Raw genomic sequence first — 26,007 nt, forward strand, 5'->3', positions numbered from 1 at the left:
ATATCTATCAACCAATCAACATATGGCGGATCCGCGCCTTGAGCATGTCGATGGCGATACGGTTCTTGCCGCCACGAGGCACGATCACGTCCGCGTACTGCTTGGAAGGCTCGATAAACTGCAGGAACATGGGACGCACCGTTTTCTGGTACTGCTTGAGCACGGAATCCATGGTCCGGCCGCGCTCCTGCACGTCGCGCACCAGGCGGCGCAGCAGGCAGATGTCGAGCGGGGTATCCATGAAGATGGAGGCATCCATCAGATCGCGCAAGCGGCTGTCGGTCAGCAGCAGGATCCCTTCCAGAATGATCACCCGGCGCGGGGCAAAGGGGGTCACATCGCTCATGCGGGTGTGTTCGGTATAGGAGTACTGGGGAATATTGACCGCATCCCCCTGCACCAGCTGGCTCAGGTGTTGTACCAGCAGGTCGTGATCCAGTGCGTTGGGGTGGTCATAGTTGGTCTTGACCCGCTCTTCCATGGTCAGGTGGGTCTGATCGCGATAGTAGCAATCCTCGGTGATCACGCCAATTTGACCGGCTCCCAGCTCGGCCACCAGCTCTTCATAGATGGTTTGGGCTATAAGACTTTTGCCGGACGCGGATGCACCAGCAATACCGATGATCACACACGAATGTTGAGTATCAGACATTGAAAAATACCTAAAGAGAAGAGCAGTGGGGATTGTTTAAACCGATCCATTATATAAAAAAGGGTGAGCCCTGCCCACCCTCAAATCCACCCCAAACGGCCGACCGCCGATTATTCATCCAGCGCCATGGCATAGAGGGGGGTCGCAATCGGTTTTCCGCTGAAATAGAGTTCAGCCCCCACCCGACGAGCCAGTTTCAGATAGGCCTCTGCCAGCTCCCCTTTCGGTGCGCCGAACACGGTCGGGCAGCCATCGTCCATGTGTTTGCGGATGTCGATGTGCAGTGGCAGCTGACCCAGCAGGGCCACCTGATACTGCTCGGCCATCTTCTGGCCACCGCCGGTACCGAACAGCGCCTCATGATGACCACAGGCGCTGCAGACGTGATAACTCATGTTCTCGACGATGCCGAGCACGGGCACATTGACCTTGTTGAACATGGCTACCCCCTTGCGGGCATCCGCCAGCGCCACATCCTGAGGGGTGGTGACGATCACCGCTGCCGTGGTCGGTACCTGTTGGGCCAGGGTGAGCTGGATGTCACCGGTGCCCGGCGGCATGTCCACCACCAGGTAGTCCACCTCGCCCCAGCGGGTCTCGTGGAGGATCTGGGCCAGCGCCTTGCTCGCCATGGGGCCGCGCCAGATGGTGGCATCCTGCTCGGAGACCAGATAGCCGATGCTGTTACTCTTGAGGCCGCAGGCCATCACCGGCTCCATCAACTTGCCGTCATGGCTGACGGGGCGCTCCTTGAGGGTTCCGGTCATGGTCGGGATGGAGGGGCCGTAGATGTCCGCATCCAGAATGGCGACCCGCGCCCCCTCCTTTTGCAGTGCCAGCGCCAGGTTGACGGCGGTGGTAGACTTGCCCACCCCGCCCTTACCGGAGGCGACCACGATGATGTTGCGAATGCCCTGCACCGCCGCCAGCCCCTGCGCCCGCGGCATGCTGGCCACCTCGATTTCGCCCACCCAGTCGATACGGGTCGCGCCGGTGACGCTGCGCAGCCGGGCATCGAAGTCCTGCTGGATCTGCTCGAACAGGGAGTGGCCGGCGAAGGGCAGCACCAGCTTGATGGTCAGCGCCGAACCCTGTTTGTCGATGCTGCGTACAAAGCCGGCAGCCACCAGATCCTTGCCCCACCCTGTCGGCTTAAATTCGGCCAGGATCTGTTTTACTGAATCAATCACCATTAACTCCTCATTATCTTGTCATTATCTTGAGGTGAACGGTTACCGCACACAAATCAGTGGCTTGCCTGCTTGCCGACCGGCGTGCGCCGGCGGGCAGGACGAGCCACAACCCTAGGCAGGCTACCCCCAATTCGGGTAACATGCACGGCACTCTATCATCCCAACAAGCACATCAAGAACGACTATATGGCAACTGATCCTCGTACAATGCTGGTAACCTGCGCCCTTCCCTATGCCAATGGCTCCATCCATCTTGGCCACATGCTGGAACACATCCAGGCCGATATCTGGGTTCGTTATCAGCGAATGCGCGGTCACCAGGTGCACTTTGTCTGTGCCGACGATGCCCACGGCACCCCGATCATGCTCAAGGCCCAACAGCTGGGGATCACCCCGGAAGAGATGATCGCGGCCGTCTCCCAGGAGCACCAGGCCGACTTCGCCGGGTTCAACATCAGTTTTGACAACTATCACTCCACCCACAGCGACGAGAACCGCGAGCTGGCCGGGCTTATCTACGGCCGTCTGCAGGCCGGCGGCAAGATCAAGAGCCGCACCATCTCCCAGCTGTTCGATCCGGAAAAATCCATGTTCCTGCCGGATCGTTTCGTCAAGGGCACCTGCCCCAAGTGCAAGTCCCCGGAGCAGTATGGCGACAACTGTGACAGCTGCGGCGCTACCTACAGCCCGACCGAACTGATCGATCCGAAATCCGCCGTCTCCGGCGCTACCCCGGTGATGAAGGACTCCGAGCACTTCTTCTTCGACCTGCCGCAGTTTGAAACCTGGCTGGCCGACTGGGTACGCGGCTCCGGCGCCATTCAGGAAGAGATGGCCAACAAGATGCAGGAGTGGTTTGAAAGCGGCCTGCAGCAGTGGGACATCACCCGTGACGCCCCCTACTTCGGGTTCGAAATTCCGGGCGCCCCGGGCAAGTACTTCTACGTCTGGCTGGATGCCCCCATCGGTTACATGGCGTCGTTCAAGAACCTGTGCAACAAGCGCGGCAACATCGATTTCGACAGCTACTGGAAAGCGGACTCCGAGGCCGAGCTCTACCACTTCATCGGCAAGGACATCGCCTACTTCCACTGCCTGTTCTGGCCATCCATGCTGGAAGGCGCGGGCTTCCGCAAGCCGACCAAGGTCAACGTGCACGGCTACGTGACCGTCAACGGCGCCAAGATGTCCAAGTCCAAGGGTACCTTCATCAAGGCCTCCACCTATCTGAACCACCTGGATCCGGAGTGCCTGCGTTACTACTACGCCGCCAAGCTCAACAGCCGCATCGACGATCTGGACTTGAACCTCGAAGACTTCGTGCAACGCGTCAACGCCGATGTGGTCAACAAGCTGGTCAACCTGGCGTCGCGCAACGCCGGCTTCATCGCCAAGCGCTTCGACGGCAAGCTGGCCGCCACCTGCGCCGAGCCTGAGCTCTACGCCGAGTTTGCCAATGCCCGCACCGTGATCGCCGAGGCCTACGAGAGCCGCGAGTTCAGCCGCGCCATCCGCGAGATCATGGCGTTGGCCGACAAGGCCAACCGCTACGTGGACGACAAGGCCCCCTGGGTCATCGCCAAGCAGGAAGGGGCGGATGCCGAGCTGCAAGCAGTCTGCTCCGTCGGCATCAACCTGTTCCGCGTGCTGATGGCCTACCTCAAGCCCGTCATGCCGCTCCTGGCCGAACGTGCCGAGGCCTTTTTGGCCGAGACCCTCAGCTGGGATGGTATCGCCACCCCGCTGGTCGACCACACCGTCGCCCCGTTCAAGGCGCTCTTCTCCCGCATCGAGCCGGCCAAGATTGAAGCCATGATCGAGGCTTCCAAAGAGGATCTGGCCAAAGAGCAAGCACCGAAAGTCACCGGTCCGCTGGTTGATGACCCCATCAGCGAAACCATCGCCTATGACGACTTCGCCAAGGTGGACCTGCGCGTGGCGCTGATCACCAAGGCCGAAGCGGTGCCGGAAGCGGACAAGCTGCTCAAGCTGCAACTGGACATCGGTGGCGAGACCCGTCAGGTGTTTGCCGGCATCAAGTCCGCCTACAACCCCGAAGATCTGGAAGGCAAGCTGACCGTGATGGTGGCCAACCTGGCCCCGCGCAAGATGCGCTTTGGCATGTCTGAAGGCATGGTGCTGGCCGCAGGCCCGGGTGGCAAGGATCTCTGGATCCTGGAGCCGCAAGAAGGCGCCCAGCCTGGCATGCGCGTCAAATAAGCGCTGCCGCAGCCGTTAGCAACAAGGGAGGCCTAGGGCCTCCCTTTTATTTTCTCTCTTTCCTCCTCCCCCTCCCCCTCTCCCGCTGATTGCGCCGTTTTGTGCCTTGTCTCCCCCCTGAGTGCTTGTTGCTCCCGATCAATTTGCCTAGACTGGCGATTCACTTCGGGCCCATGGCCCCATTCATCAGGCAAGGAGCAAGCATGATCACCTTATATGGCACCCCCGTCAGCCGTGCCCTGCGCGTATCCTGGTTACTGGAAGAGCTGGACGTGGCATGGCAGTTCCAGTTTCTCGACTTCGCCAAGGGCGAGAATCGCAGCGACTGGTTTTTGACCCTCAACCCGAGCGGCAAGATGCCGGTGCTCAAGGACGGGGAGTTCGTGTTGACCGAGTCCGCCGCCATCATGCAGTACCTGGCCGAGGTGTATGGCCCGAACTGGCTGCCTGCCAGAGGGACCCAGGCCTCGGCACTGCACGCCCAGTGGGTAAGCTTCATCACCTGTGAACTGGAGCAGCCGCTGTGGACCATCGGCAAGCACCGCTTCGCCCTGCCCGAGGCCCAGCGCCTGCCGGCCATCTTCCCCACCGCCAAGTGGGAGTTTGACAAGGCGGCGGCCATCGCCGAATCCTGGGTGCCCGAGCAGGGTTACCTGCTGGGTGAGCAGGTAACCATCGCGGATCTGCTGCTGGCCCATACCCTGATGTGGGCCACCCGCTTCGAGCAGACCATTCCGCCCAAACTCGCGGCCTATCGGGATCGTCTGGCCAAGCGCCCCGCCCTGCAGGCGGTGCTGGCCAAGACCCAGGCCATCGCCGACGCCGCCCAGGCCGGCTGACCTGCGGACAAAAGAGCGTCAATGCAAACGGGAGCCTGTGTGGCTCCCGTTCTTTATGGCTGTTCGGCATCATTGGCGTGGCAAGGCGCTCAATTGGTATGAAAGCCGCTCCCCTTGGGCGGTGGTGCCACCTCATATTCCATCCGGGTCACCTCGGCGGTACGCGGGCCGCGCTCCAGCCAGCCCAGCATCATTTGCACGCTCTGCTCCGGCCCGCAGATGAGGATCTCCACCGAGCCATCTTCTAGGTTGTAGGCATGGCCCCGCAGCCCCAGTTGCAGCGCCCGCTCCCGGGTGAAGTAACGAAACCCCACCCCCTGTACCAGGCCCCACACTCGCACGACAAACGATTGCTCTCCCATTTCTCACACCTTCCCCTTAAGAAATTTCCCTTCAAGGCGATAATGAGCGCGACACTCTCATCCCCTTGCAGGACGCAATACCATTATGAAAGAAGTAAAGTTTCGGTGGGTTGACCGTTATCTCATTCACCTCACGATCAGCGAAAAATTTCTCATCACCTTCTGGTGTCCGCTGTTGTTCATCGCCTTTATCAGCTGGTATCTGCTGGCAGACGGCCATCAGCAGGAGATGCAACTGCGCCTGGAGCAGCTCAAGCAGCGGGTCGAACTGAGCGCCCAGCTGGCCAGCCAGCACGCCGATCTGACCCTGCCGGCCGAGCTCACGCTGAGCCCGACCGGCAGCACAGGGTTGACCCAGCAGGGCGACATCTATCGGTACGGCGCCAGCGCCGGCCAGGCCGGGGTCGTCACCGGTACCCTGGATGCCTCCCGCTACTCCCTGTGGGATGGTCAAGGAACCACCCTCACCATCATAGCCGTGCTGGCCGCCCTGCTGGCCCTGGTGACCCACTACCTGATGACCTTTGTGTCGGGGGCGCTCTACTCCACCAACAAGGCGCTGCAGACCGTGGCGGATGGCGATCTCACCTTCCGCCTCAACTTCTTCCCGGTGCGCGACGAGTTCTCCATTCTGGCCGGCAGCATCGACCGCTTCACCGACCGCCAGCACAAGATAGTACAGCTGGTGGAGGAGTCCGCCGAGGCGCTGACCATGGCCGCCGACGAGTTTCGCGATCATGCCAGCGAAGGCGAAACCATGGCCCGCTCCCAGCGCCAGCACATGGACTCCCTGGCCGCCGCCATGGAGCAGATGTCCGCCGCCATTCGCGAGGTTGCCCGCAACGCCAACGACACCCTGCAGCAGACCCGCCAATCTAGCGAAGAGGCGGCCAACGGCGCCTCCCGGGTATCGCGCACCATCACTGCCATTCGCACCCTGGCCGACGAGATTGGCAACGCCTCCGGCGCGGTGGAGCGGCTGACCCACAATGCCAATCGCATCAACGAAGTGGTCAACGTCATCAACGCCATCTCCCAGCAGACCAACCTGCTGGCCCTCAACGCAGCCATCGAGGCGGCCCGCGCCGGCGAGCAGGGTCGCGGCTTTGCGGTGGTGGCCGACGAGGTTCGCACCCTGGCCAGCCGCACCCAGCAGGCCACGGTAGAGATCCAGCAGATGATTGAAGAGCTGCAGGCCGGCACCGGGGCACTGAACGACATCATGGAGAAGACGGTGGAACGAGCGGCCAGCAGTCAGCAGCTCATCAGCGAGGTGGGGCTCGACATCGACAAGCTCAGCAACCACAGCGATGCGGTGCTGGAGATGAGCACCCAGATCGCCACCTCGAGCGAACAGCAGAGCTCGGTGGCAGAAGAGATCACCCGCAATCTGGATCAGGTGCGCCATGAAGCGGGCCAGGTGGAAGCGTCCGCCAGTGCCTCGGTGGCCGGCACCGCCGGCCTCAAGGCCACCGCTACCGAGCTGACCCAGGCCCTGAAAGGCCTGAAGATCTAACTTGCCGCGCAATAACGACAGAGGCCATCCCCAGGGATGGCCTCTGTCGTTTCAGCATTAACATGGGCTTGAAATAACGTCACCGAACTATTTGCGTTCAATGACGCTCCACTCATTTGATCGCGGTGCTGCCTGCGTCCCCCATCATCATGACTGCAGCAGGCTGAGAGCCATATTGGGTCGGCTGTTGGCCTGACTTAAGATGGATGAGCTCGCCTGCTGCAATATCTGGGTACGCACCAGGCGGGCCGACTCACTCGCTATGTCGGCATCCCGGATCCGTGAACGGGCAGCACTGAGGCTCTCATTGGCGTTGGCCAGATTTCGTACCCGGGCGTCCAGTGCATTGGCCTGGGCCCCGAGCCGCGAACGCTGAACCCCTAGCTGTTTCATGCCCACATCCAGCGTCTTGATCGCTCTGCTTGCATTGTCATCATTAAGAACATCAATATTATCAATGGTATATTTCTTCTTGTCTGCTTGATAGAAACCCAGTGCATGCAAGCTCGCCCCTTGCATGTCGATGTTGGAGTACTTGTCACCAGATGAGTGCAATTCCATCTGGCCGATATAAGTCGTGGGGGACACATCTGGCAAAAGAGCGCTCAAAGAAGAATTGCTGCTCACTGGCGGCGCCGGTGGTGCGGGTTGCGGAGGGGGCGTTGTGCCATTAGCCAGCGCAAGACTGTTCCCCTGTGAGCTATAAACGGTCAATGTATTGCTGGCAGGATTGTTGCTGTTGGACGCGCTTACATAAAACCCTAAACCCGCTGACTGAGCCGTATTATTGATACGCTTGACCACTTCCCTCATCAAATCGTTGTTTTCGTGCGTTGGATTGACCGGATCCCATCCAGTTATATCAATCCCGCTGGTCAAGTCCACAGAGTGGCCCGCCACATCGATATAGGATGGCAAGGCGGACAAATCGACGGAAGAGGCCACGGAAAATGGCAGTTGCCTTGCTGTTACCGGCCCCTGATTATTGGGAAAGGTAGTGCCATTGATATCAGCTACGAACCCTTCCAGGGTTGCATAATCCTTGTCAAAGATCACGCCATTGAGAGTCACGGGTTGAGATGAAAGTTTTAGATCAGCAATGTCATAAGCCCCCGGCTTGCTGCCTGCCGGACTGCGCGCTTGCCACTCCATCTCCCCCAGATTTTTGGTTTGTGCATTGAGATCGGTGATGACGGTATTCTGACCTGCATAAGCTCCAACCGAGAAGATCCCCTTATAACTCCCCGCCAGCAGTTCCTGTCCGGCAAACTGGGTACCTGTGGCGATCCGGTCCATTTCCAACTGCAGTTGCTTGAATTCAGCATTCAGGGCTATGCGATCCTCTGTCGTATTGGCACCACTCCCTGACTGCAACGCGAGAGTGCGCATCCGCTGCATCAGGTTCATCGACTCATCGAGTGCCCCATCAGCCACATTGATAACTGATATCCCATCATTGGCATTGCGGATCGCCGTGTTGGTCCCGTTTACTTCACTGGTGAGACGATTGCCAATCTGCAAGCCGGCAGCATCATCGGCAGCACTGTTGATGCGCAATCCGGATGAGAGTCGTCGATAGACCGAATCCAGCGTGTTTGATGACTGACCAAGATGACGAGACGCATTGAGGGAGGAAACATTGGTCGCAATAGAGAGTGACATGGACAGCTCGATACAAGGAAAGATTCAAAATGGCCTCCACACTATCGACATCACCAAATGGCTCTTTAGAGGAAATTGCATAGAATAAAGATAAAAATACCAATATGGATATATTTTGCGCACTCAAAGAGTGAGTTTGAGTAAAAAACAAGCATTTAAGGCCAATACTGATAAGCTGAGCAGCCAGATACGCCAACGCCGAGTTTCATGAAATTACGCGAAGCCGGTACCTGATCGCTGCTCAAGGGCAGAGAGCAGTCATGCGTCGTATGCCAGCAAAGACTGGCTTAGCAGCCCTATTGCCCTTAGAATGTGGCCCCTTTTCTTTTGACCATCTGGCAACTCCCATGAGCGCTTCCATCTATCTCGTCAAAGGCCGCGAAAAATCCCTGCTGCGTCGCCACCCCTGGATCTTCTCCAAGGGGATCGAGCGGGTTCAGGGCAACCCCATTGACGGCGATACCGTCGAGATCCTCACCCATGACGGCAAGTGGCTCGCCCGTGGCGCCTGGTCCGGCAGCTCCCAGATCCGCGCCCGGGTCTGGACCTTCGACAAGGATGAGACCGTCGATCTCGACTTCTTCATCCGTCGTCTCAAATACGCCCAAGAGTCCCGTGACGGACTCATCAAGCGTCAGGGCCTCACCGGCTATCGTCTGTGCGCCGCCGAGTCCGACGGTCTGCCGGGCTTGACCATCGACCGCTACGCCGATTTTCTGGTGTGCCAAATTCTCTCCGCCGGCGCCGAGTTCCAGCGTGAGCTGATCACCCAGGCGCTGCGCACTCTCTACCCCGAGTGCAGCATCTATGAGCGCTCCGACGTGGCGGTGCGCAAGAAGGAAGGGCTGAAAGAGCGCACCGGCGTCATCCATGGTGAGACCCCGAACGAGCCGGTGGTGATCGAGGAGAATGGCGGCGTCAAGATCCTGGTGGACATCCGCAACGGTCACAAGACCGGCTTCTATCTGGATCAGCGTGACAACCGTCAGGCCGCCGCCAAGTACACCGAAGGCAAGCGGGTGCTCAACTGCTTCTGCTACACCGGTGGTTTTGGCGTTTATGCCCTCAAGGGCGGCGCCAAGGAGGTGGTCAACGTGGATCTCTCCCAGAATGCGCTGGACATCGCCCGCCAGAACGCCGAGCTGAACGGGCTGGATACCAGCAACACCCAGTTTGTCCGTCACGACGTGTTCAAGCTGCTGCGTGAATACCGCGAGAAGGGCGAGAAGTTTGACGTCATCGTGCTGGATCCGCCCAAGTTTGCCGAGAGCAAGGCCCAGCTGCTGGGCGCCTGCCGCGGCTACAAGGACATCAACATGCTGGCGTTCCAGCTGCTGGCGCCGGGTGGCGTGCTGCTGACCTACTCCTGCTCCGGCCTGATGGAACAGAGCCTGTTCCAGAAGATCGTCGCCGATGCAGCGCTCGATGCCGGCCGCGACGCCCAGATCCTGGAGCTCTTGTCCCAGGCCTCCGATCACCCCATAGGTACCGCCTATCCGGAAGGCTTCTACCTCAAAGGGCTGGTGGTGCGGGCCCGCTAAGCCGAGCAGACCAGCGCTGGCCACCCCTTCTCCCCGGCTCCAGAGCCGGGCCGGGGTCCGGCAAGCCATCCAGAAGCCCGCGATCAAAGCGGGCTTTTTTATGCAGCTCTTGCGGCCGCCAAAGAGATAACCTCCCCTCGACGTTGCCACCAGCAGCGATGGGTGCCCCTGTCTCTCCTCTTCAACTGACTACAGCCATCCTCAATATGGAATTGCCCCATCGTTAGCCCGCTTCTCATGCCTCTTTCACCCTTGGCATGGCATACACAGCCCGCCAGCAGGGACTGCCCGGCATTTGTTTTATGCAAAAACATGAAATGTTACGCATCAACATTAAAAATATCTCGGGGAAATATCGGCCATAAACGCATATTCACTCACCTGAGTGAATATTGTTGTTTTCCCCTGTGGTTGGTCACAACCCTGCCTCTCCCGGCTCGTCAAAGCACCAGGTCGGCAGGAATGCATCATTCCATTCAGTCACGTGCCGGCGCGCCCAGCGGGAAGTAGTGCCGAAATGGTCTGGCCTCGTCCACCACCCGCACAATGGAGGGATGGCTGAGCAGACGGGCGCGATAGGCACGTAGGCGGCCATAACCAGCGGGGATCTCGTGGGCCCAGTCGGCGTAGAAGAGCGAGGGCGCGGCGGCGCAATCGGCCAGCGTGAAGTCTGCGCCGGCAATCCAGTGGCGCCCTTCCAGCCGCTGATCGAGCCAGGGGTAGATCTGATCGAGCAGCTCGCGGGCCTCCACTACGCCATAGCGGTCACGCTCAGCGGCCGGGCGCAGCATATCCAGCACCACTTTTTGCATCGGCGTCATCACATAGTTGTCGAAGACGCGATCCAGCATATGCACTTCCAAGCCCGCATCGCCAGGCGGGATCAGGCAGACAGGGCCCGGGTGGTGCGCCTGCAGATGGGCGACTATGGTGCTGCTCTCGAGGATGCAGCGACCGTCATCCAGCAGCACCGGGAAGCGCTTGAGCGGCCAGAGGGCGGCAAGTTCTGCGTTGGCCGCCGGCTCTTCGAGATTCCGGTACTCGAACGGGGTGGCATTCTCGTAGATGGCGATCAGCACCTTCTGGCTGTAGGACGAGAAAGGATGGGCATAGAGTTTCATCGGGATGCTCCTGGCACGCGGATGGATGACTCACCTAGTCTAGATCCCTTCTCCACTTCCGATGCCGCGCTCATCCCTTGCTGGTTTTTGGATGATAAGTGCGCATTCATGACGACAGTCACACCCGTATGGCTCTCTTTTAGGTAGGGTGATCCCGCCTGCGGCCGCCAAGCCGGGGCCGCCGACTCATTGATGAGCGGCACCACAACAAAAATCGATGTCAGGCCAAGCTGAACATCATCAAGGATCCCGTCATGAATCAATCATTGCCACTGTTGACACCGCTGCGGGGCATCGCTGCCCTGATGGTGGTGCTGTTTCACGCCCGCTTGCTGCTCTTTCCCCAGTGGATGGAGTCGATCGCCGGCCACACCCAACTCATCGAGAACGGCTACCTCTGGGTCGATCTCTTCTTTATTTTGAGCGGGCTGGTGCTGGCCCACGTCTATGGGGAAGACTTCGCCCGCACGCCCCGCACCATAAGTTATGGCCGCTTCCTCTGGCTGCGGCTGACCCGGGTTTATCCCCTCTACCTGGTGACCCTGCTGCTGCTGGTTGGCTGGGAGCTCTACAAGGCCCACCATGGGATTGGCTTCTACGCCGGCCCCCTGTTCAAGATGTGGGAGTGGGAAGGGATGCCCCCCTTCGGCTCCCCCTTTACCCCGGCCGAGGCACTGCCAAGCAGCCTGTTGCTGCTGCAGGTGGTGACCGATCACGGATTGACCTGGAACTTCGCCGCCTGGTCGCTGAGCGTGGAGTGGATTAGCTATCTGCTGTTTCCGCTGCTCATTCCGCTCGCCGTCACCCACAGCCGCTGGAGCAACCTCGCCCCTTTGCTGGCCCTGACTGTGCTGGCCTTTATCGTGCACAGCCGGGGTACCCTGGATGTCACCAGCGGGGCACTGGCCATCGGGCGCGGGGTGAGTGAATTCGTGCTCGGCCTCTGGCTGCTGCCGAAGGTCAAGGCTGCCCGCCAGTGGCCCATGATGCAGCAAGATCTGCCGCTGCTGCTCGCCTTTCTGCTCCCCTTCGCGCTGATGCAGTTCACCATGACGCCGCAGCTGACCCTGCTGCTGATCAGCGCCTACGTGTTGCTGATCTGGATTGCCGCCTGCCAGGGCGATCGCCAGAGCCCGCTGCTGCGCCTGCTGGATAACCGCGTCACCAACTGGCTGGGGGATCTCTCCTACTCTATCTACCTGCTGCACGCCCTGGTACTGCTCACCGGCTGCGAGCTTGTCCACTATCTGGCGCCGGGGCTCACCGAGTGGTGGTATGCCCAGACCACCCCCCTGCTGGGGGTGCTGGCCACCTTGTTGATGCTGGCAGCGCTGATCGGGCTCTCGTCCCTCAGCTACACCCTGCTGGAGCGGCCGCTGCAACGGCGCTTGCGCCGGCTCGGCAAGGCTCGCCAGCCGGTGATGGAGCAAGCCGGCTAAGTTCCCCACCAAAGATGGCCCCGATGGCAGCATGGCTTGCCTTCGGGGCTACATTGGGGAGAGCCTTGTCAGCGACATGGCGAGGGCGGCCCCCTTCCTCTAAAGCCGCCAATTCCCTGCGCTTTGTGTGAATTCCAGTTCGAACCAGAGCGGCCATTTGTGGCATAATGGCCCGTCCTGTGGCCCTTGGCGGGGCTGCGCCGGCGCATCTGTCGCCTCTCCTCCCCCGTCCTGCCAGACTGCCTTGCACGGCTGCCTGACATCGCTGCGCTCACAGCCAGCCTGGGCCACCCGAATTTCGCGCGCATACGCGCACATTTGACGGCTATACAGAGCCGCTGCACTTATTTGTACACGCAAGTTTGCACACACAAGGGGAAAGTATGTCTTCCATTCGTCTGACCCAATACAGCCACGGCGCTGGCTGCGGCTGCAAAATCTCTCCCAAGGTGCTCGACACCATTCTCAAGAGCCAGATCCCGGGCTTTGACGACCCGACCCTGGTGGTCGGCAACAGCAGTAAGGATGACGCGGCCGTGGTCGATATCGGCAACGGTCAGGGTATCGTCTCCACCACCGACTTCTTCATGCCCATCGTCGATGATCCCTTCACCTTCGGCCGCATCGCCGCCACCAACGCCATCAGCGACATCTACGCCATGGGCGGCAAACCCATTGTCGCCATTGCCATCCTCGGCTGGCCCATCAACACCCTGGCGCCGGAAGTGGCCCAGCAGGTGATTGACGGTGGCCGTCAGGTGTGTCACGAAGCCGGTATTTCTCTGGCCGGCGGCCACAGCATCGATGCCCCCGAGCCCATCTTCGGCCTCGCGGTGACCGGTATCGTGCCGCTCAACGCCATCAAACAGAACGACACCGCCAAGGTGGGTGACATCCTTTATCTGACCAAGCCCCTTGGCATCGGCATCCTCACCACCGCCCAGAAAAAGGGCAAGCTCAAGCCCGAGCACGAGCAGTTGGCCCCCAACGCCATGTGCACCCTCAACAAGATTGGCCAGCGCTTTGCCGAACTGCCCGGCGTACACGCCATGACCGACGTGACCGGCTTTGGTCTGGCCGGCCATCTGCTGGAGATGTGCGAAGGTTCCGGCGTCAGTGCCCGCCTGGACTTCAAGGCGCTGCCGCTGCTGGACGAGGTGGATTACTACCTGAGCGAGGGCTGCGTACCGGGCGGTACCCTGCGCAACTTCGACTCCTATGGCGCCAAGCTGGACGCCATGGACGATCGCACCCGCAACATCCTGTGCGATCCGCAGACCAGCGGCGGCCTGCTGGTAGCCGTCGGTAAAGAAAGCGAAGCCGAGCTCCTCGCCATTGCCGCACAGGCAGGGCTGACCCTTTCCCCCATCGGCCAACTGCAGGCCCAAACCGGCAACCAGTTCATCGAGGTTGTCCAATGAGTGCTCTGCCACTGGCCACGGATTACGCCCGGATTTTTCTGGATGACGTTCCGCTCATCGACCTGCGCGCCCCCATCGAGTTCAAGGAGGGGGCCTTCCCCTGCTCGACCAATCTGCCATTGATGACAGATGACGAGCGGGCCCAGGTCGGTACCTGCTTCAAGCAGCAGGGGCAGGCGGCCGCCATCGCACTGGGCCATCAACTGGTCGGTGGCGCGGTGCGGGCCGAGCGCCTCGAAGGCTGGCTGGCCCAGCTGCGCCGGCAGCCGGATGCCGTGATCTACTGTTTTCGCGGCGGTCTGCGCTCGCAAACGGTACAGCAGTGGCTGCATGAGACGGGAGTCACCCGCCCGCGGGTGGCCGGTGGCTACAAGGATCTGCGTCGCTTCCTCATCGACACGCTCGACGGGGCGGCAGCCGAGTGCCACTGGAGCGTGCTGACCGGCATGACCGGCTCCGGCAAGACCCACATGCTGGCCAAGGTGGCCCAGGCGCTGGATCTGGAAGGCCATGCCCATCACAGGGGATCGTCCTTTGGCCAACTACCCGGCGGCCAGCCCAGCAACATAAACTTTGAAAACAACATGGCCATCGAGCTGCTCAAGCGCCGTCAGCAGGGGGAGCAGCGTTTCGTGGTGGAAGACGAAAGCCGCCTCATCGGCCGCTGCTGCCTGCCCAATTCACTGTTTGACACCATGAGCCAGGCCCCGCTGGTGGTGGTCGAGGTGCCGCAAGAGGAGCGCGCCGAGCAGATCCGCCAAGACTATGTACACGATCTCTGGCTGCGTTATGAGGAGCGTTTCGGCGCCGAAGAGGGCTGGCCGCTGTTTGCCGCCTACCTCACCGATGCCCTGGCCAGACTCAAGCGCCGGCTCGGCGATCAGGCCCATCGCGAGCTGGATCAGTTGATGCAAGTGGCTCTCGAAGAGCAAGGCCGCAGTGGCCACACCGAACTGCACCTGGCCTGGATCACTCTGCTGCTGACCCGCTACTACGACCCCATGTATCTCTACCAGCTTGGCAACAAGCGCGAGCGCGTCATCTTCCAGGGCGACAAGCAGGCCTGCCTCGACTTCTTTGCCCAGCAGCGTGCCTGATCTTCACCGTACAAGAGGACCCCATATGTTGAAATTCGAGGTGATCCCGGTCACCCAGTTTGCCCAGAACTGCTCCCTCATCTGGTGCGACGAGACCCATCAGGCCGCCCTCATCGATCCGGGCGGAGAGGCGGACAAGCTGCTGGCCGCCATCGCCAAACGGGGGTTGACCCTCACTCACATCCTGCTGACCCACGGTCATCTGGATCACGTGGGTGCCGCCGCAGAGCTGCGCGACAGAACCGGCATCACCATCACAGGCCCCCACAGGGAAGATGCCTTCTGGCTCGACATGCTGCCCCAGCAGAGCCAGATGTTCGGCTTTGCTCATACTCCGGCCTTTACACCGGATAGCTGGCTCGAACAGGGTGACAAGGTGCAGGTTGGCAAGTGCGAGCTGGAGGTCTACTTCTGCCCGGGTCACACTCCGGGCCATGTGGTGCTGCTCAGCCAGGCCGAGCGGCTCGCCTGGGTGGGCGATGTGCTGTTTGCCGGCAGCATAGGTCGGACCGACTTCCCGCGCGGGGATCACGGGACGCTGATCAAGTCGATCACCGAGACCCTGCTGCCGCTGGGGGACGACATCATCTTCATTCCGGGGCACGGCCCCAGCTCGACGTTTGGCCGCGAGAAGGCAAGCAATCCCTACCTGACGCAACCTATCTGGTGATCTCTCGCTCCTCGCGGGTGTCCCACTGGCTCTTGAGACGCAAGATCTCCGGCATGATCTCGAGAAAACGTGCGAGCAGCCGGGGATCGAAATGCTGGCCAGCACCGTCACGCAGCGTGGCCAGCACCTGCTCCAACGGCCAGGGCTCCTTGTAAGGGCGACGCACGCTCAGAGCATCAAACACATCGGCGATGGCCACGATCCGCGACGCCTCGGGGATCCCTTCGCCGGTCTCCCCTGCGGGGTAACCCGAACCATCCCACTTCTCGTGGTGATGCAAGGCAATCTCCGCCGCCATCCGAAAGATGGGGGCGTCTGAGCGGCTCAAGATCTCGTAGCCGATGCGCGGGTGGGTGCGCATGATGACCCACTCTTCTTCGGTGAGAGGACCGGGCTTCTTGAGGATGTGATCGGGGATCCCAATCTTGCCCATGTCGTGCATGGGGGCCGCCAGCTCCAGCAGCTCCGACTGCTCCGGACTCCAGCCCGCCGCACTGGCCAGCGCGCGGGCGTAGGCGGCCATGCGCCAGATATGTACCCCGGTGTCGGTGTCGTTGTAGTGACCCGCTTCGCTCAGCATCACGATGGCGGTGCGGTAGCTGTGCTCGAGCTGATCGAGGCGCACCAGAGAGAGGTGGTTGCGCACCCGGGCGCGCACCGTGCTCGGGCAGACCGGCTTGTAGATATAATCCACCCCGCCCGCCTCGAACCCCTGGCTCTCGCTGTCTGCGTTATCGCTCGCCGTGATAAACAGCACCGGGATCCCGGCGTGGGCCGGATCGGCCTTGAGCCGGCGGCACACCTCGTAGCCATCCATGTCAGGCATACGCACGTCAAGCAGGATCAGGGCGGGCTCGTGGCGCGCCACGGCGGCCAGCCCCTCCTCGCCTCCCTTGGCGAAGAAGAGGCTGTACTCCTCCTTGAGGATTTGTCGCAGCAGCCCGAGGTTGCTCGGCTCGTCGTCGATGATCAGCACACGCGGTCGGTTCATGATCCAGGTGCCTCCCGATTCTCCAGATAATCCTCCAGCTTGCAGGTGGCAAGCTGAATGTCGAACAGCTCCAGGGCCGCACTGATCTCGCTCACCAGCTCAGTGGGCAAATAGCTCTTGGCCTGACCCAGCGCAGGCTCGATCAGCTCCAGATCCTCGCTCATGAGGGCCTGACGCAGGGCGTGCAGGCACACCTCCTGCGCCTCCCCCTGCGCCAGCGGGGAGCTGACGGCACCTGGCTCGCGCCCGGCATAGATGTCGATGGCCTGCTGCGCCCGCTCCAGCGCCTCGAGCAAGGGGGCGATGAGCTGACTGGTGTCCCCCCCCTGTTCGATGGCCTCGTTCAATTCCGCACTGATGCGCGCCACATCGGTGAGCGACAGGCTGCCCGCCACCCCCTTGAGCTTGTGGGTCAGGCTCGCGGCAGCGTCCGTCTCGTGCTGGGCGATGTAACCCGGCAGCACGGTACCGACCGTCATGTAGTCATCGCGAAAACGCCGCAGGTATTTGAGATAAACCGACGCCTCGCCCCAGTTACGAAGACCGGTATCGATGTCGATGCCGGCCACCGGCTCCTGGGCTGACGGCGCGTCGCTGACCGTGATAGGTGCCACACTGTCGGGCAGGTAGCGCAGCAGGGTTGCGATGAGCTGCTCCACGTCGAGCGGCTTGGCGATAAAGTCGTTCATGCCAGAGGCCAGCGCTGCTTCGCGTTGATCCTTGAACACCCCAGCGGTGAGTGCCAGCACGGGGATATCCTCCCGTCCCGGCAGCTGGCGCAGACGACGGGTCGCCTCGTAACCATCCATCACCGGCATCTGCACGTCCATGAGCACCAGATCGATGCGCTGCGCCGAGTCGGCAAGGCAGGCCAGAGCCCGCTCCCCATCGATGGCGGTGATCACCACGGCCCCCTCCCGCTGCAGCAAGCGGGTTGCCACCTCCAGGTTGATGTCGCTGTCATCGACCAGCAGTATGTGCACGTCCGGCAGGCGCTGATGGCGCTGACCGCTTTCCAGCGGCTCCACATGTTCGCGCTTCTCGTGAATGAGGCGCGCCACCGCGTTGTAGAGACTGGAGCCGGTGACCGGTTTGTGCAGCACCAGATCCACCTGCTCCGAACCGGGGCGGCGCATCAACTCTTCCTGGGAATAAGCGGTCGCCATGATGATGATCGGCGAGCGATCCTGCTGTTCGAAGGCACGGCGAATGGCCACGCAGGTCTCGAGCCCGTCCATGCCCGGCATCATCCAGTCGAGCAGGATCACGTCGAAACGCTCCCCCTGGCGCAGCAGATGGTGCAAGGCCTGCTCGCCCGATTCCACCACCCGTGACTGCCAGCCGAGGGAGCCCACCGTCATCGACAGGGTATCGCGGGTCACCTGGTTGTCGTCGGCGATAAGCAGCGAGACGTGCTGCAGCCGTTCGTGGAAGACTTCGGGTCGCTCTACCTGAGCCAGCCGGACACGGAACCAGAATTCGCTCCCCTTGCCCAGTTCGCTGGTGACACCGATGTCGCCCCCCATCAGGCTCACCAGACGGCGGCTGATGGTCAGGCCAAGCCCGGTTCCGCCAAACCGGCGGCTGGTGGAGGAGTCGGCCTGGGAGAAGGCATTGAAGATGTTGGCCTGCTGCTCGGGCGGAATGCCGATCCCGGTGTCGCGCACCCGAAACAGCAAGGTGGCGGTGCCATCTTGCTCGGCTTCCAGCTCGACCTTCACCTCCACCTCCCCGCACTCGGTGAACTTGATGGCGTTGCCGGTCAGGTTGAGCAACACCTGTTCGAGGCGCAGGGCATCCCCAACCAGGTGAGTGGCCCGCTCGGGGGCACTGCTCACCACCAGCTCGAGGTGTTTTTCGCCCACGCAGGTGGACATGATGGCTGCCACGTGATCGAGTACCTCTTCCAGACTGAATGGCACCTGCTCGAGCTCGAGCCGGCCCGACTCAATCTTGGAGAAATCGAGGATGTCGTTGATGATCCCGAGCAGTGCCTGCCCGGCCTGGTGGATCTTGCGCACCAGGGCCCGCTGGCCATCGTCGAGCCCTCCCTGCTCGAGCAGGTAGGTCAACCCCATGATGGCGTTCATGGGGGTACGGATCTCGTGGCTCATGTTGGCGATGAAATCCCCTTTGACCCGCGCGAGCCTGGCAGCCTCCTGCTGTGCCAACTGCTCTCGATGCCGACTGTGCACCAGCGAGGCCACTCCGGCACCGAACAGCAACAGCAAGGTGGCGCAGCTGGCCGAGATGAGCCCCCAGATGTGAGTGCGAATGGCCAGCAGCTCACTGCGTGGCACCATGGAGGCGGCTTTCCAGATCAGCTGATCGTGATTGAGTGCCGGGTACAGGGTGGTCCAGCTCCACAGCCCGTCTGCCAGCTCAACCTGGCCGCTCGACGCGCCCCAGAATGCCTGCCAGGCCCGGGGAGAAGATTGCTTCAAGGTGAGGTCCGGGCGCTCGAGCATGAACCCCCACTCTTGTGCCGGATCCGGGCTGCGCAGCCAATAACCGTCCTGGTTGAGCAGCATGGTGTGATCGGCGGCCTTGCCACTGCTGTTGGTGAACTCCTTGAGCATGCGAGCGGCCTGCACGTTGATAAGCAGCAAGCCCAGATCGCGGCCCCCCAGACGCATGCGCTTGGCGATGCGGATCATGGGATTGAAGGGGCGATCGATCACCCCGTGTTCGACGTTGAGATCGAGCGGCGAAACGTAAACCCGCTCCCAGGGCAACGCCATGGCATCGCGAAAGTAGTAACGCTCCCCTTTGTTTTGCAGCTGGTCGTCGGCCACACGCTGCAGATGCTGACCCTGACGATCGATACGCACCCGCTCCATCCCGTCCGGCGCCAACCAGCGCACCTGGGCATAGTCGGGATTGCGGTTCATCAGAATGGTAAACTGGGCAGCCATGGTGTCACGCTCGCCGCGGCTCGCCGCCTCGAGCAGAATGGGCTCTTCCGACATGCTGCGCACATGGCGCAACGGCACCGCCAGCTCGTCATCGAGACGACTGCTGGCGAGCGCCAGGAAGGTGCTCTCATCACTGCGAACACGATAGAGCTCGCGCTCGACCAGTGCGTCCCCCAGCAGGTATCCCCCCACCAGGACCAGCACCAGAATGGGTGAGAACAGTAGGAAATATCCCCGTATGATTCCCTTCATGACGGTCAACACCACCCCGTGATTGGACTTGTTCGAATACTTTATATATGTCAGAGCACCACAATTGGTGTCCTGCTGTCAATCATGCCTACAAGTAAAGACTAACAGCACTAGTTGAGTATTTTATTTTTATCGGGAAAAAATTCCGTAAAAACAAAGAGGCCACCCGATTGGGTGGCCTCTTCACAGGAACGTTCGTGGTCGATTAGACGCGAACGAAGTCCAGGTGCAGCAGCTTGTAACGTACCGGGTGACGCTGGATAGCTTTCACTTTTACGTTAACTTCTTCGCCGTTGATAACCAGAGTCAGTACGGACTCGTAGAATTCCGGCTTTTCTTGGGCCAGGATGAATTTCTTGTGGTCAACGGTGATGGACACGGCTTCTTTACCTGCACCGTAAACGATGGCAGGAACTTGGTCAGCGTGACGCAGGCGGCGGCTCGCACCTTTCCCCAGGTCAGAACGGACTTCAGCTTGGAATACGAAAGACATAGTATGTATCTCTTTTAGATGAATTTATGGTGCAGACTGCGACCGGTCGGCACCTCGCAAAACGAGCGCGAATACTATCACGGGCCCCGAGCAGTGACAAGAGACCTCAGCGTCCCTGTTCCAATCTGGCAAAACGCTGCAATCGCTGGGCCGGACTCAGGGCATCGAAACGGGCCAGCGTCTGCGGCGCCGGGCAGTAGAGGGTATCTCCCGCCTTCACCTTGATGCCCTGACCCCTCAGCGCCTGGTTGTCATCGACTATGGCCAGCAAATAGCTGTAGGTATCCCCCGCTACCCCGGTCACGGTCCCGTTCTGGGCCAGCATGGCAGCGATGCGCCAGAGGGTCTCTCCTGCGGCGACCTGATGACAGACCCGCTTGCCGCCAGCCGCCGGCGCTGCCAGCGTCAGCGTGCTGCTGACAGGCACCATCATCCCCTGCCCATCCCCCTGCGATGACTCAAATTGCGCCAACCGGGTAGCTGGCGTCTGCCAGCTGGCCTGCTGTGACAAGGCAGCCAGCAGGGGTTCCCCTTGCTCATTTGCCTTGGGTTGGCCCGGTGATGGGGGCACGGCAAACTCCGCCATGAAGGGCACGGCTAGGGTCGCCACCTCTTGTGTCGGATGAGGTTGATAGGCCGCCGGGGTAATGGGTGCCAGCCCGTAGGCCGCTTCGTCGATGCGCTGCAATCTTGCCAGATAAGCTTTGGAAAGCTCGGCCTCCCCCTCGAACAGATCGAAGGGAGGCACCAGCCGGGCCGGAAACAACACCTGCCAGCGTCCCTTCTTCTTCTTGAGCTCGAGGGTGGGAAATTGATTACCCCGCCAGGCCACGAACATGGCGGGCGGGGTGCGATGCAGCGGGTAGTACTCCGGGTTCAACTGTACCCAGGTTTGCTCGGCAATGGGTTGATAGCCACTGATGTTGACCATCGCCATCCCTAACCAGAATCCAAGCATCCTTGCTCCTCCGTTAGCGTCCAGGCAGCCGGTAGCGCACCCGCGGCCTTTCTCCTCAGCAGATTAGCACTGGGCGATGGCGTTTAGCACCCGTTTATCGGAGACCGGATAGGGGGTCCCCAGATTCTGGGCAAAGAACGACACCCGCAGCTCCTCGATCATCCAGCGGATGTTGGCCACCTCGGTGGGTACCAGCTGGGATTTGGGGATCTTGGCCAGCAGTGCCTTGTACTCCGATTCCACGCTGTGCACCTTGAGCATGTAGACCCGATCCCGGTTCGGGTCGATGGCCAGCTTCTCCAGGCGCCGCTCGATGGCGCGCAGGTAGCGCAAGAGATCCGGCAGCCGCTGCCAGCCGGTCTCGGTCACGAACCCCTTGTGAATGAGGTTGCTGAGCTGCTGCTGGATGTCGGACATGGCAAAGGCGGTGTCGAGCTGCATCTTTCCCTTGAGCCGCTTCTTGATCTCATGGGAGAGGGTCAGCACGGCTTCCACCTGTTTGGCTACCTCCACTACGGCGTCGTTGAGCTCGGCGCGGACATACTCCTTGAGCGCCTCGAAGCCGGCCTCATCCCAGGCCATACCGCCGTGCTGCTCGATGAGCTTGTCGCAGCCGCAGGCGATGCAGTCATCGATCAGCTCCGCCACCTTGCCAAACGGATTGAAATAGAGCCCCAGCTTGGCCTTGTTGGGCAGCTTCTCCTGCAGATACTTGATGGGAGATGGCACGTTGAGCAGCACCAGCCGGCGCTGACCGGCCCACATCAGCTGCTGTTGCACCACCGGGCTCTCCACCAGCTGGATGGCGACCGAATCCTTCTGATCCACCAGGGCCGGATAAGCCTTCACCTCGAAGCCGCTGCGCTTTTGGCTGTACTCCTTCGGCAGCTCGCCAAAGCTCCACAGGGTGAGGCCGGACTGCTCGATGTCGTCGTCCGCCACTTGTGACAAGGTCTCCTGCACCTTGCCGCGCAGGGACTCTTTCAATGCCTCCAGGTCTTTGCCTTCCGCCACCTTCTTGTGTTTGTCGTCCACCACCCGGAAGGTGAGTTTCAGGTGATCGGGCACCGCAGCCCAGTCCCAGGATTCGCGGGGCACGGCCACACCGGTCATGCGGCGCAGCTGGCGCTCCATCTCGTCCAGCAGCGGCCCCTGTTCGGGGTTGATGCTGGCGAGCAGCGCATCGGCATAGTTGGGGGCCGGTACGAAGTTCTTGCGCATCGGTTTTGGCATCGACTTGATAAGGGCCACCAAGAGCTCGTGACGCAGCCCCGGGATCAACCACTCGAACCCTTTCACCTCCACCTGATTCAGGAGCGGCAGCGGGATGTGCAGGGTCACGCCATCGGCGGCCTCCCCCGGTTCGAACTGGTAAGTCAGTTTGAGCTTGAGGCGTCCCTGCTGCCAGAAGTTGGGGTAGTCGAGATCGCTGATGTGGGCCGCATCCCCCTTCATCAGCATCTCTTTTTCGAAGTTGAGCAGCTCGGCGTCCTGCTTCTGCGCCTCCTTCCACCACTTGTCGAAATGACGGGCGGAGATCACATCCTCCGGTAGGCGGGCGTCGTAGAAGCGGAACAGATCCTCGTCATCCACCAGGATGTCGCGACGGCGCGACTTGTGCTCCAGCGCCTCCACCTCCGCCAGCAGCTTGCGGTTATCGCTGAAGAAGCGGTGGCGGGTCTCGAAATCCCCCTCCACCAGGGCGCGGCGGATAAACAGCTCGCGGCACAGGGCCGGATCGATGCGGCTGAAGTTGATGGTGCGCTCGGCAACCAGGGTCAGGCCATAGAGGGTCACCTTCTCCTTGGCCATGACGGCGCCGTTCTTCTTCGACCAGTGGGGGTCGCTGTGGTGCAGCTTGATGAGGTGGCCCGCCAGCGGCTCCACCCACTCGGGTTCAATCCTGGCGTTGATGCGGGCGTAGAGACGCGAGGTCTCCACCAATTCTGCGGCCATCACCCACTTGGGCGGTTTCTTGAACAGGCCCGAGGCCGGGAACAGGTGGAAACGGCCGTTGCGGGCCCCGAGAAACTCCGGCTTCTCCAGATCCTTGTTGCCAATGTGACTCAAGAGGCCGGTCAGCAGGGCGCAGTGCACCGTCTTGAAATCCGCCGGCTCCTGGTTGGCTTTAAAACCCAGCTCTTTGACCGTCTGACGCAATTGGAAGTGAATGTCCTGCCACTCGCGCACCCGCAGGTAGGAGAGAAACTCCTTCTGGCACATGCGCCGGAACGGGTTGCTACCAAGGGCATCCTGCTGCTCTTTCAGGTAGTTCCACAGGTTCACGAAGGCGAGGAAATCGGACTCCTTGTCTTCAAAGCGTCTGTGCTGCTCGTCGGCGGCCTGCTTCTTCTCCATGGGCCGCTCGCGGGGATCCTGAATGCTGAGGGCGGCGGTGATCACCATCACCTCGCTCAAACAGCCGGTCTGCGCGGCGCTGATCACCATCTTCGCCAGGCGCGGATCAAGGGGGATGCGCGAAAGCTGGCGACCAATTTCGGTCAGCTGCAGCTTGGCTTCGCGATCGCCGGTGGCGGGCAGCTCGCGCACCGCCTCCAGCTCTTTTAAGAGGGTCAGGCCATCCTTGATATGGCGTGACTCCGGCGGCTCGACGAAGGGGAACGCCTCCATGTTGCCAAGGCCGAGCGCCAGCATCTGCAGGATGACGGAAGCCAAGTTGGTGCGCAGGATCTCGGGGTCGGTAAAGGCCGGACGGCCGTTGAAATCCTCCTCGGAGTAGAGGCGGATACAGATACCGTCCGCCACCCGGCCGCAGCGCCCTTTACGCTGGTTGGCGCTGGCCTGGGAGACTGGCTCGATGGGCAGGCGTTGTACCTTGGTACGCCAGGAGTAGCGGCTGATACGGGCCGTGCCCGGATCGATCACGTAACGAATGCCCGGCACGGTCAGCGAGGTCTCCGCCACGTTGGTGGCGAGCACGATGCGCCGCCCGGCGTGGGGCTGGAACACCTTGTTCTGCTCGGCGTTGGAGAGGCGGGCGTAGAGCGGCAGCACCTCGGTATCCCGCAGGTTGAGTTTGCGCAGGGCATCGGCGGTATCGCGGATCTCCCGCTCGCCGTTCATGAAGATGAGGATATCTCCCAGCCCTTCGCGGGCCAGCTCTTCGACCGCATCGAAGATCCCCTGCAGCTCGTCGCGCTCCTCCAGCCCTTCGCTCTTGTCACTGCTTTTTTTATCAACAAACAGCGGGCGGTAGCGCACCTCCACCGGGTAGGTGCGGCCAGACACCTCGATCACCGGCGCCTTGTTGAAGTGGCGGGAGAAACGCTGCGGGTCTATGGTGGCCGAGGTGATGATGACCTTCAGATCGGGGCGCCTCGGCAGCAGTTGCTTCAAGTAACCCAGGATGAAGTCGATGTTGAGGCTGCGCTCGTGGGCCTCATCGATGATGATGGTGTCGTACTGGGTGAGCATCCGGTCGTTCTGGATCTCCGCCAGCAGGATACCGTCGGTCATCAGCTTGATGTGGGTCTGCTCGCTCACCTGATCGGTAAAGCGCACCTTGTAACCCACGTAGTGGCCAAGCTCGGACTCCATCTCCTCGGCGATACGGGCCGCCACGGTACGGGCCGCCAGACGGCGCGGCTGGGTGTGGCCGATAAAGCCCTTCACCCCGCGCCCCAGCGCCAGGCAGATCTTGGGGATCTGGGTGGTTTTGCCCGAGCCGGTTTCGCCGGCGATGATCACCACTTGATGCTCTTCAATGGCTTTGGCGATCTCCGCCTGCTTCTGGCTGACCGGCAGGTTGTCCGGATAGGTGACCCTGGGCACCCCGGCCAGACGGGATTGATAGCGCGCCTCGGCCACATCCAGGTCAGCGGCAATGGTCTCGAGCACGGCGGCCTGCTTGGCTTCCGGCAGCTTCTTGGCCCCGTGCAGACGGCTGGAGAGACGGCGGGCGTCGAGGTTCATGCAGGCAGATAGACGGCGGCGCAGCGCCTCGATAGAGAGAGACAAGGTACGAATTCCTTAAAAGAGTGCCCATCAAGGGCCATATCGATAGCTGGGGGAGATCCTAAAGAGCGAGGCTGGACGGTGCAAGCCTTAAAGCGGCGCCGAGGGGGATGAAGCCTGTATCACAGCGGGCATCGGCATTCCCCATGCGGTAATAAAAGAGCAGGCATGGTGCCTGCTCTGTGCTGCCAACGTGCTGACGAGGTGAAAACAGCGTCCTCAGGCACGAGCCTTGTGTACGAAACAGGTCCCCAGCTGGGCGTGGATGGCCTGCATCACGTCGTGGCGGCTGATGACCCCGAGCAGATGCCCCTCCTCCACGACCGGATAGATCTTGGGCTTTTGTCCCATCATCATCTCGGCCAGCTCGAGGATGCTGGTGTCGGGGCCGACGGCCAGCACCTCCTTGCGCATCACATCCCTGACCTGGGCTACCTGTTCACAGTGATAGGCCTCTTTCAACATGACGGCGATACAGTCCTGCTCGGAGACCCAACCCACCAGGTGGCCCCGTTCGTCCACCACGGGGCCGCCAAGCTGGCGACTGTTGAGAAACTTTTCCACCGCCGCCTGCACCATCATCTCCGCGCTGAAGGTGATGGGACGAGTCTGCATGTAATCCTTTGCCTTGAGTGATTCCATCGTGCGTTCCCCCAACCTGCCTCCCGGGCGGGAGGCGCGAGCCGGGCA

General features: G+C 61.2%; 19 protein-coding genes. 8 read left to right on the forward strand and 11 right to left on the reverse strand.

The window, feature by feature from the left end:
* Positions 1–7: 7 nt before the first annotated feature.
* Together udk and apbC are read right to left on the reverse strand one after the other, a co-directional pair.
* Positions 8–652, reverse strand: a complete 645-nt coding sequence (udk, locus tag I6L38_RS08430) for a uridine kinase (protein WP_005300963.1) — start codon at positions 650–652, stop codon at positions 8–10.
* A gap of 110 nt (positions 653–762) precedes the next feature.
* The gene (gene apbC, locus I6L38_RS08435) at positions 763–1,845 is read right to left on the reverse strand and encodes an iron-sulfur cluster carrier protein ApbC (protein WP_017764477.1); all 1,083 of its coding nucleotides are present in this window, start codon (positions 1,843–1,845) and stop codon (positions 763–765) included.
* Between the two features lie 186 nt (positions 1,846–2,031).
* On the opposite strand from apbC, the gene metG reads away from it, so the two are divergent.
* Both metG and I6L38_RS08445 read left to right on the forward strand, forming a co-directional pair.
* Entirely contained in the window at positions 2,032–4,065 is a 2,034-nt protein-coding gene (gene metG / locus I6L38_RS08440) for a methionine--tRNA ligase (protein WP_216989394.1), read from the forward strand.
* A gap of 203 nt (positions 4,066–4,268) precedes the next feature.
* Positions 4,269–4,904 carry a glutathione S-transferase family protein gene (locus tag I6L38_RS08445; RefSeq protein WP_010633965.1) on the forward strand — a complete coding sequence of 212 codons (636 nt, stop codon included), beginning with the start codon at positions 4,269–4,271 and terminating at the stop codon, positions 4,902–4,904.
* An 89-nt stretch (positions 4,905–4,993) separates the two neighbouring features.
* On the opposite strand, the gene I6L38_RS08450 is transcribed toward I6L38_RS08445, so the two are convergent.
* Positions 4,994–5,266, reverse strand: a complete 273-nt coding sequence (locus I6L38_RS08450; RefSeq protein ID WP_005300975.1) for an acylphosphatase — start codon at positions 5,264–5,266, stop codon at positions 4,994–4,996.
* A gap of 85 nt (positions 5,267–5,351) precedes the next feature.
* On the opposite strand from I6L38_RS08450, the gene I6L38_RS08455 reads away from it, so the two are divergent.
* Complete coding sequence (locus tag I6L38_RS08455; RefSeq protein ID WP_201880595.1) at positions 5,352–6,782, forward strand: methyl-accepting chemotaxis protein; 1,431 nt, start codon at positions 5,352–5,354, stop codon at positions 6,780–6,782.
* A gap of 147 nt (positions 6,783–6,929) precedes the next feature.
* Here the strand turns inward: I6L38_RS08455 and I6L38_RS22710 are convergent, their stop codons facing one another.
* Positions 6,930–8,444: a flagellin gene (locus tag I6L38_RS22710; RefSeq protein ID WP_043171350.1), complete on the reverse strand. Its 1,515-nt coding sequence runs from the start codon at positions 8,442–8,444 to the stop codon at positions 6,930–6,932.
* A gap of 347 nt (positions 8,445–8,791) precedes the next feature.
* On the opposite strand from I6L38_RS22710, the gene I6L38_RS08465 reads away from it, so the two are divergent.
* Positions 8,792–9,985, forward strand: a complete 1,194-nt coding sequence (locus tag I6L38_RS08465) for a class I SAM-dependent methyltransferase (RefSeq protein WP_005300980.1) — start codon at positions 8,792–8,794, stop codon at positions 9,983–9,985.
* Positions 9,986–10,461: 476 nt separating this feature from the next.
* Here I6L38_RS08465 and I6L38_RS08470 read toward each other — a convergent pair whose 3' ends face one another.
* Positions 10,462–11,106: a glutathione S-transferase family protein gene (locus I6L38_RS08470; protein ID WP_043171351.1), complete on the reverse strand. Its 645-nt coding sequence runs from the start codon at positions 11,104–11,106 to the stop codon at positions 10,462–10,464.
* Positions 11,107–11,360: 254 nt separating this feature from the next.
* On the opposite strand from I6L38_RS08470, the gene I6L38_RS08475 reads away from it, so the two are divergent.
* From I6L38_RS08475 to I6L38_RS08490, 4 genes are all read left to right on the forward strand, one after another.
* A complete protein-coding gene (locus tag I6L38_RS08475; protein ID WP_043171352.1) occupies positions 11,361–12,545 on the forward strand; it encodes an acyltransferase in 1,185 nt (394 codons plus the stop codon).
* Between the two features lie 383 nt (positions 12,546–12,928).
* Positions 12,929–13,966, forward strand: a complete 1,038-nt coding sequence (gene selD, locus I6L38_RS08480) for a selenide, water dikinase SelD (RefSeq protein WP_043171353.1) — start codon at positions 12,929–12,931, stop codon at positions 13,964–13,966.
* The gene (gene mnmH, locus I6L38_RS08485) at positions 13,963–15,063 is read left to right on the forward strand and encodes a tRNA 2-selenouridine(34) synthase MnmH (protein ID WP_043171354.1); all 1,101 of its coding nucleotides are present in this window, start codon (positions 13,963–13,965) and stop codon (positions 15,061–15,063) included. Before selD ends, mnmH begins: the two co-directional genes overlap by 4 nt.
* Before the next feature lie 25 nt (positions 15,064–15,088).
* A complete protein-coding gene (locus tag I6L38_RS08490) occupies positions 15,089–15,733 on the forward strand; it encodes an MBL fold metallo-hydrolase (RefSeq protein WP_043171356.1) in 645 nt (214 codons plus the stop codon).
* On the opposite strand, the gene I6L38_RS08495 is transcribed toward I6L38_RS08490, so the two are convergent.
* The 6 genes from I6L38_RS08495 to I6L38_RS08520 all read right to left on the reverse strand — a co-directional run bounded on the left by I6L38_RS08495 (position 15,723) and on the right by I6L38_RS08520 (position 25,959).
* Positions 15,723–16,724, reverse strand: coding sequence for an HD domain-containing phosphohydrolase (locus tag I6L38_RS08495; protein ID WP_010633956.1), 1,002 nt, complete (start codon positions 16,722–16,724; stop codon positions 15,723–15,725). The genes I6L38_RS08490 and I6L38_RS08495 overlap by 11 nt on opposite strands.
* Complete coding sequence (locus I6L38_RS08500; protein ID WP_201889261.1) at positions 16,721–19,891, reverse strand: hybrid sensor histidine kinase/response regulator; 3,171 nt, start codon at positions 19,889–19,891, stop codon at positions 16,721–16,723. Before I6L38_RS08500 ends, I6L38_RS08495 begins: the two co-directional genes overlap by 4 nt.
* Positions 19,892–20,096: 205 nt before the next feature.
* Entirely contained in the window at positions 20,097–20,384 is a 288-nt protein-coding gene (rplY, locus tag I6L38_RS08505) for a 50S ribosomal protein L25 (RefSeq protein WP_005301003.1), read from the reverse strand.
* A 106-nt stretch (positions 20,385–20,490) separates the two neighbouring features.
* Positions 20,491–21,342, reverse strand: coding sequence for a hypothetical protein (locus tag I6L38_RS08510; RefSeq protein ID WP_201880605.1), 852 nt, complete (start codon positions 21,340–21,342; stop codon positions 20,491–20,493).
* Positions 21,343–21,405: 63 nt separating this feature from the next.
* Positions 21,406–25,320 (reverse strand): ATP-dependent RNA helicase HrpA, encoded by a 3,915-nt coding sequence (gene hrpA / locus I6L38_RS08515; RefSeq protein WP_201880608.1) that lies wholly within the window; start codon positions 25,318–25,320, stop codon positions 21,406–21,408.
* A gap of 216 nt (positions 25,321–25,536) precedes the next feature.
* Positions 25,537–25,959 (reverse strand): CBS domain-containing protein, encoded by a 423-nt coding sequence (locus tag I6L38_RS08520; RefSeq protein WP_005301012.1) that lies wholly within the window; start codon positions 25,957–25,959, stop codon positions 25,537–25,539.
* Positions 25,960–26,007 lie beyond the last annotated feature (48 nt).

The organism is Aeromonas sp. FDAARGOS 1408, from assembly GCF_019048665.1.
Taxonomy (GTDB): Bacteria; Pseudomonadota; Gammaproteobacteria; order Enterobacterales; family Aeromonadaceae; genus Aeromonas; species Aeromonas dhakensis.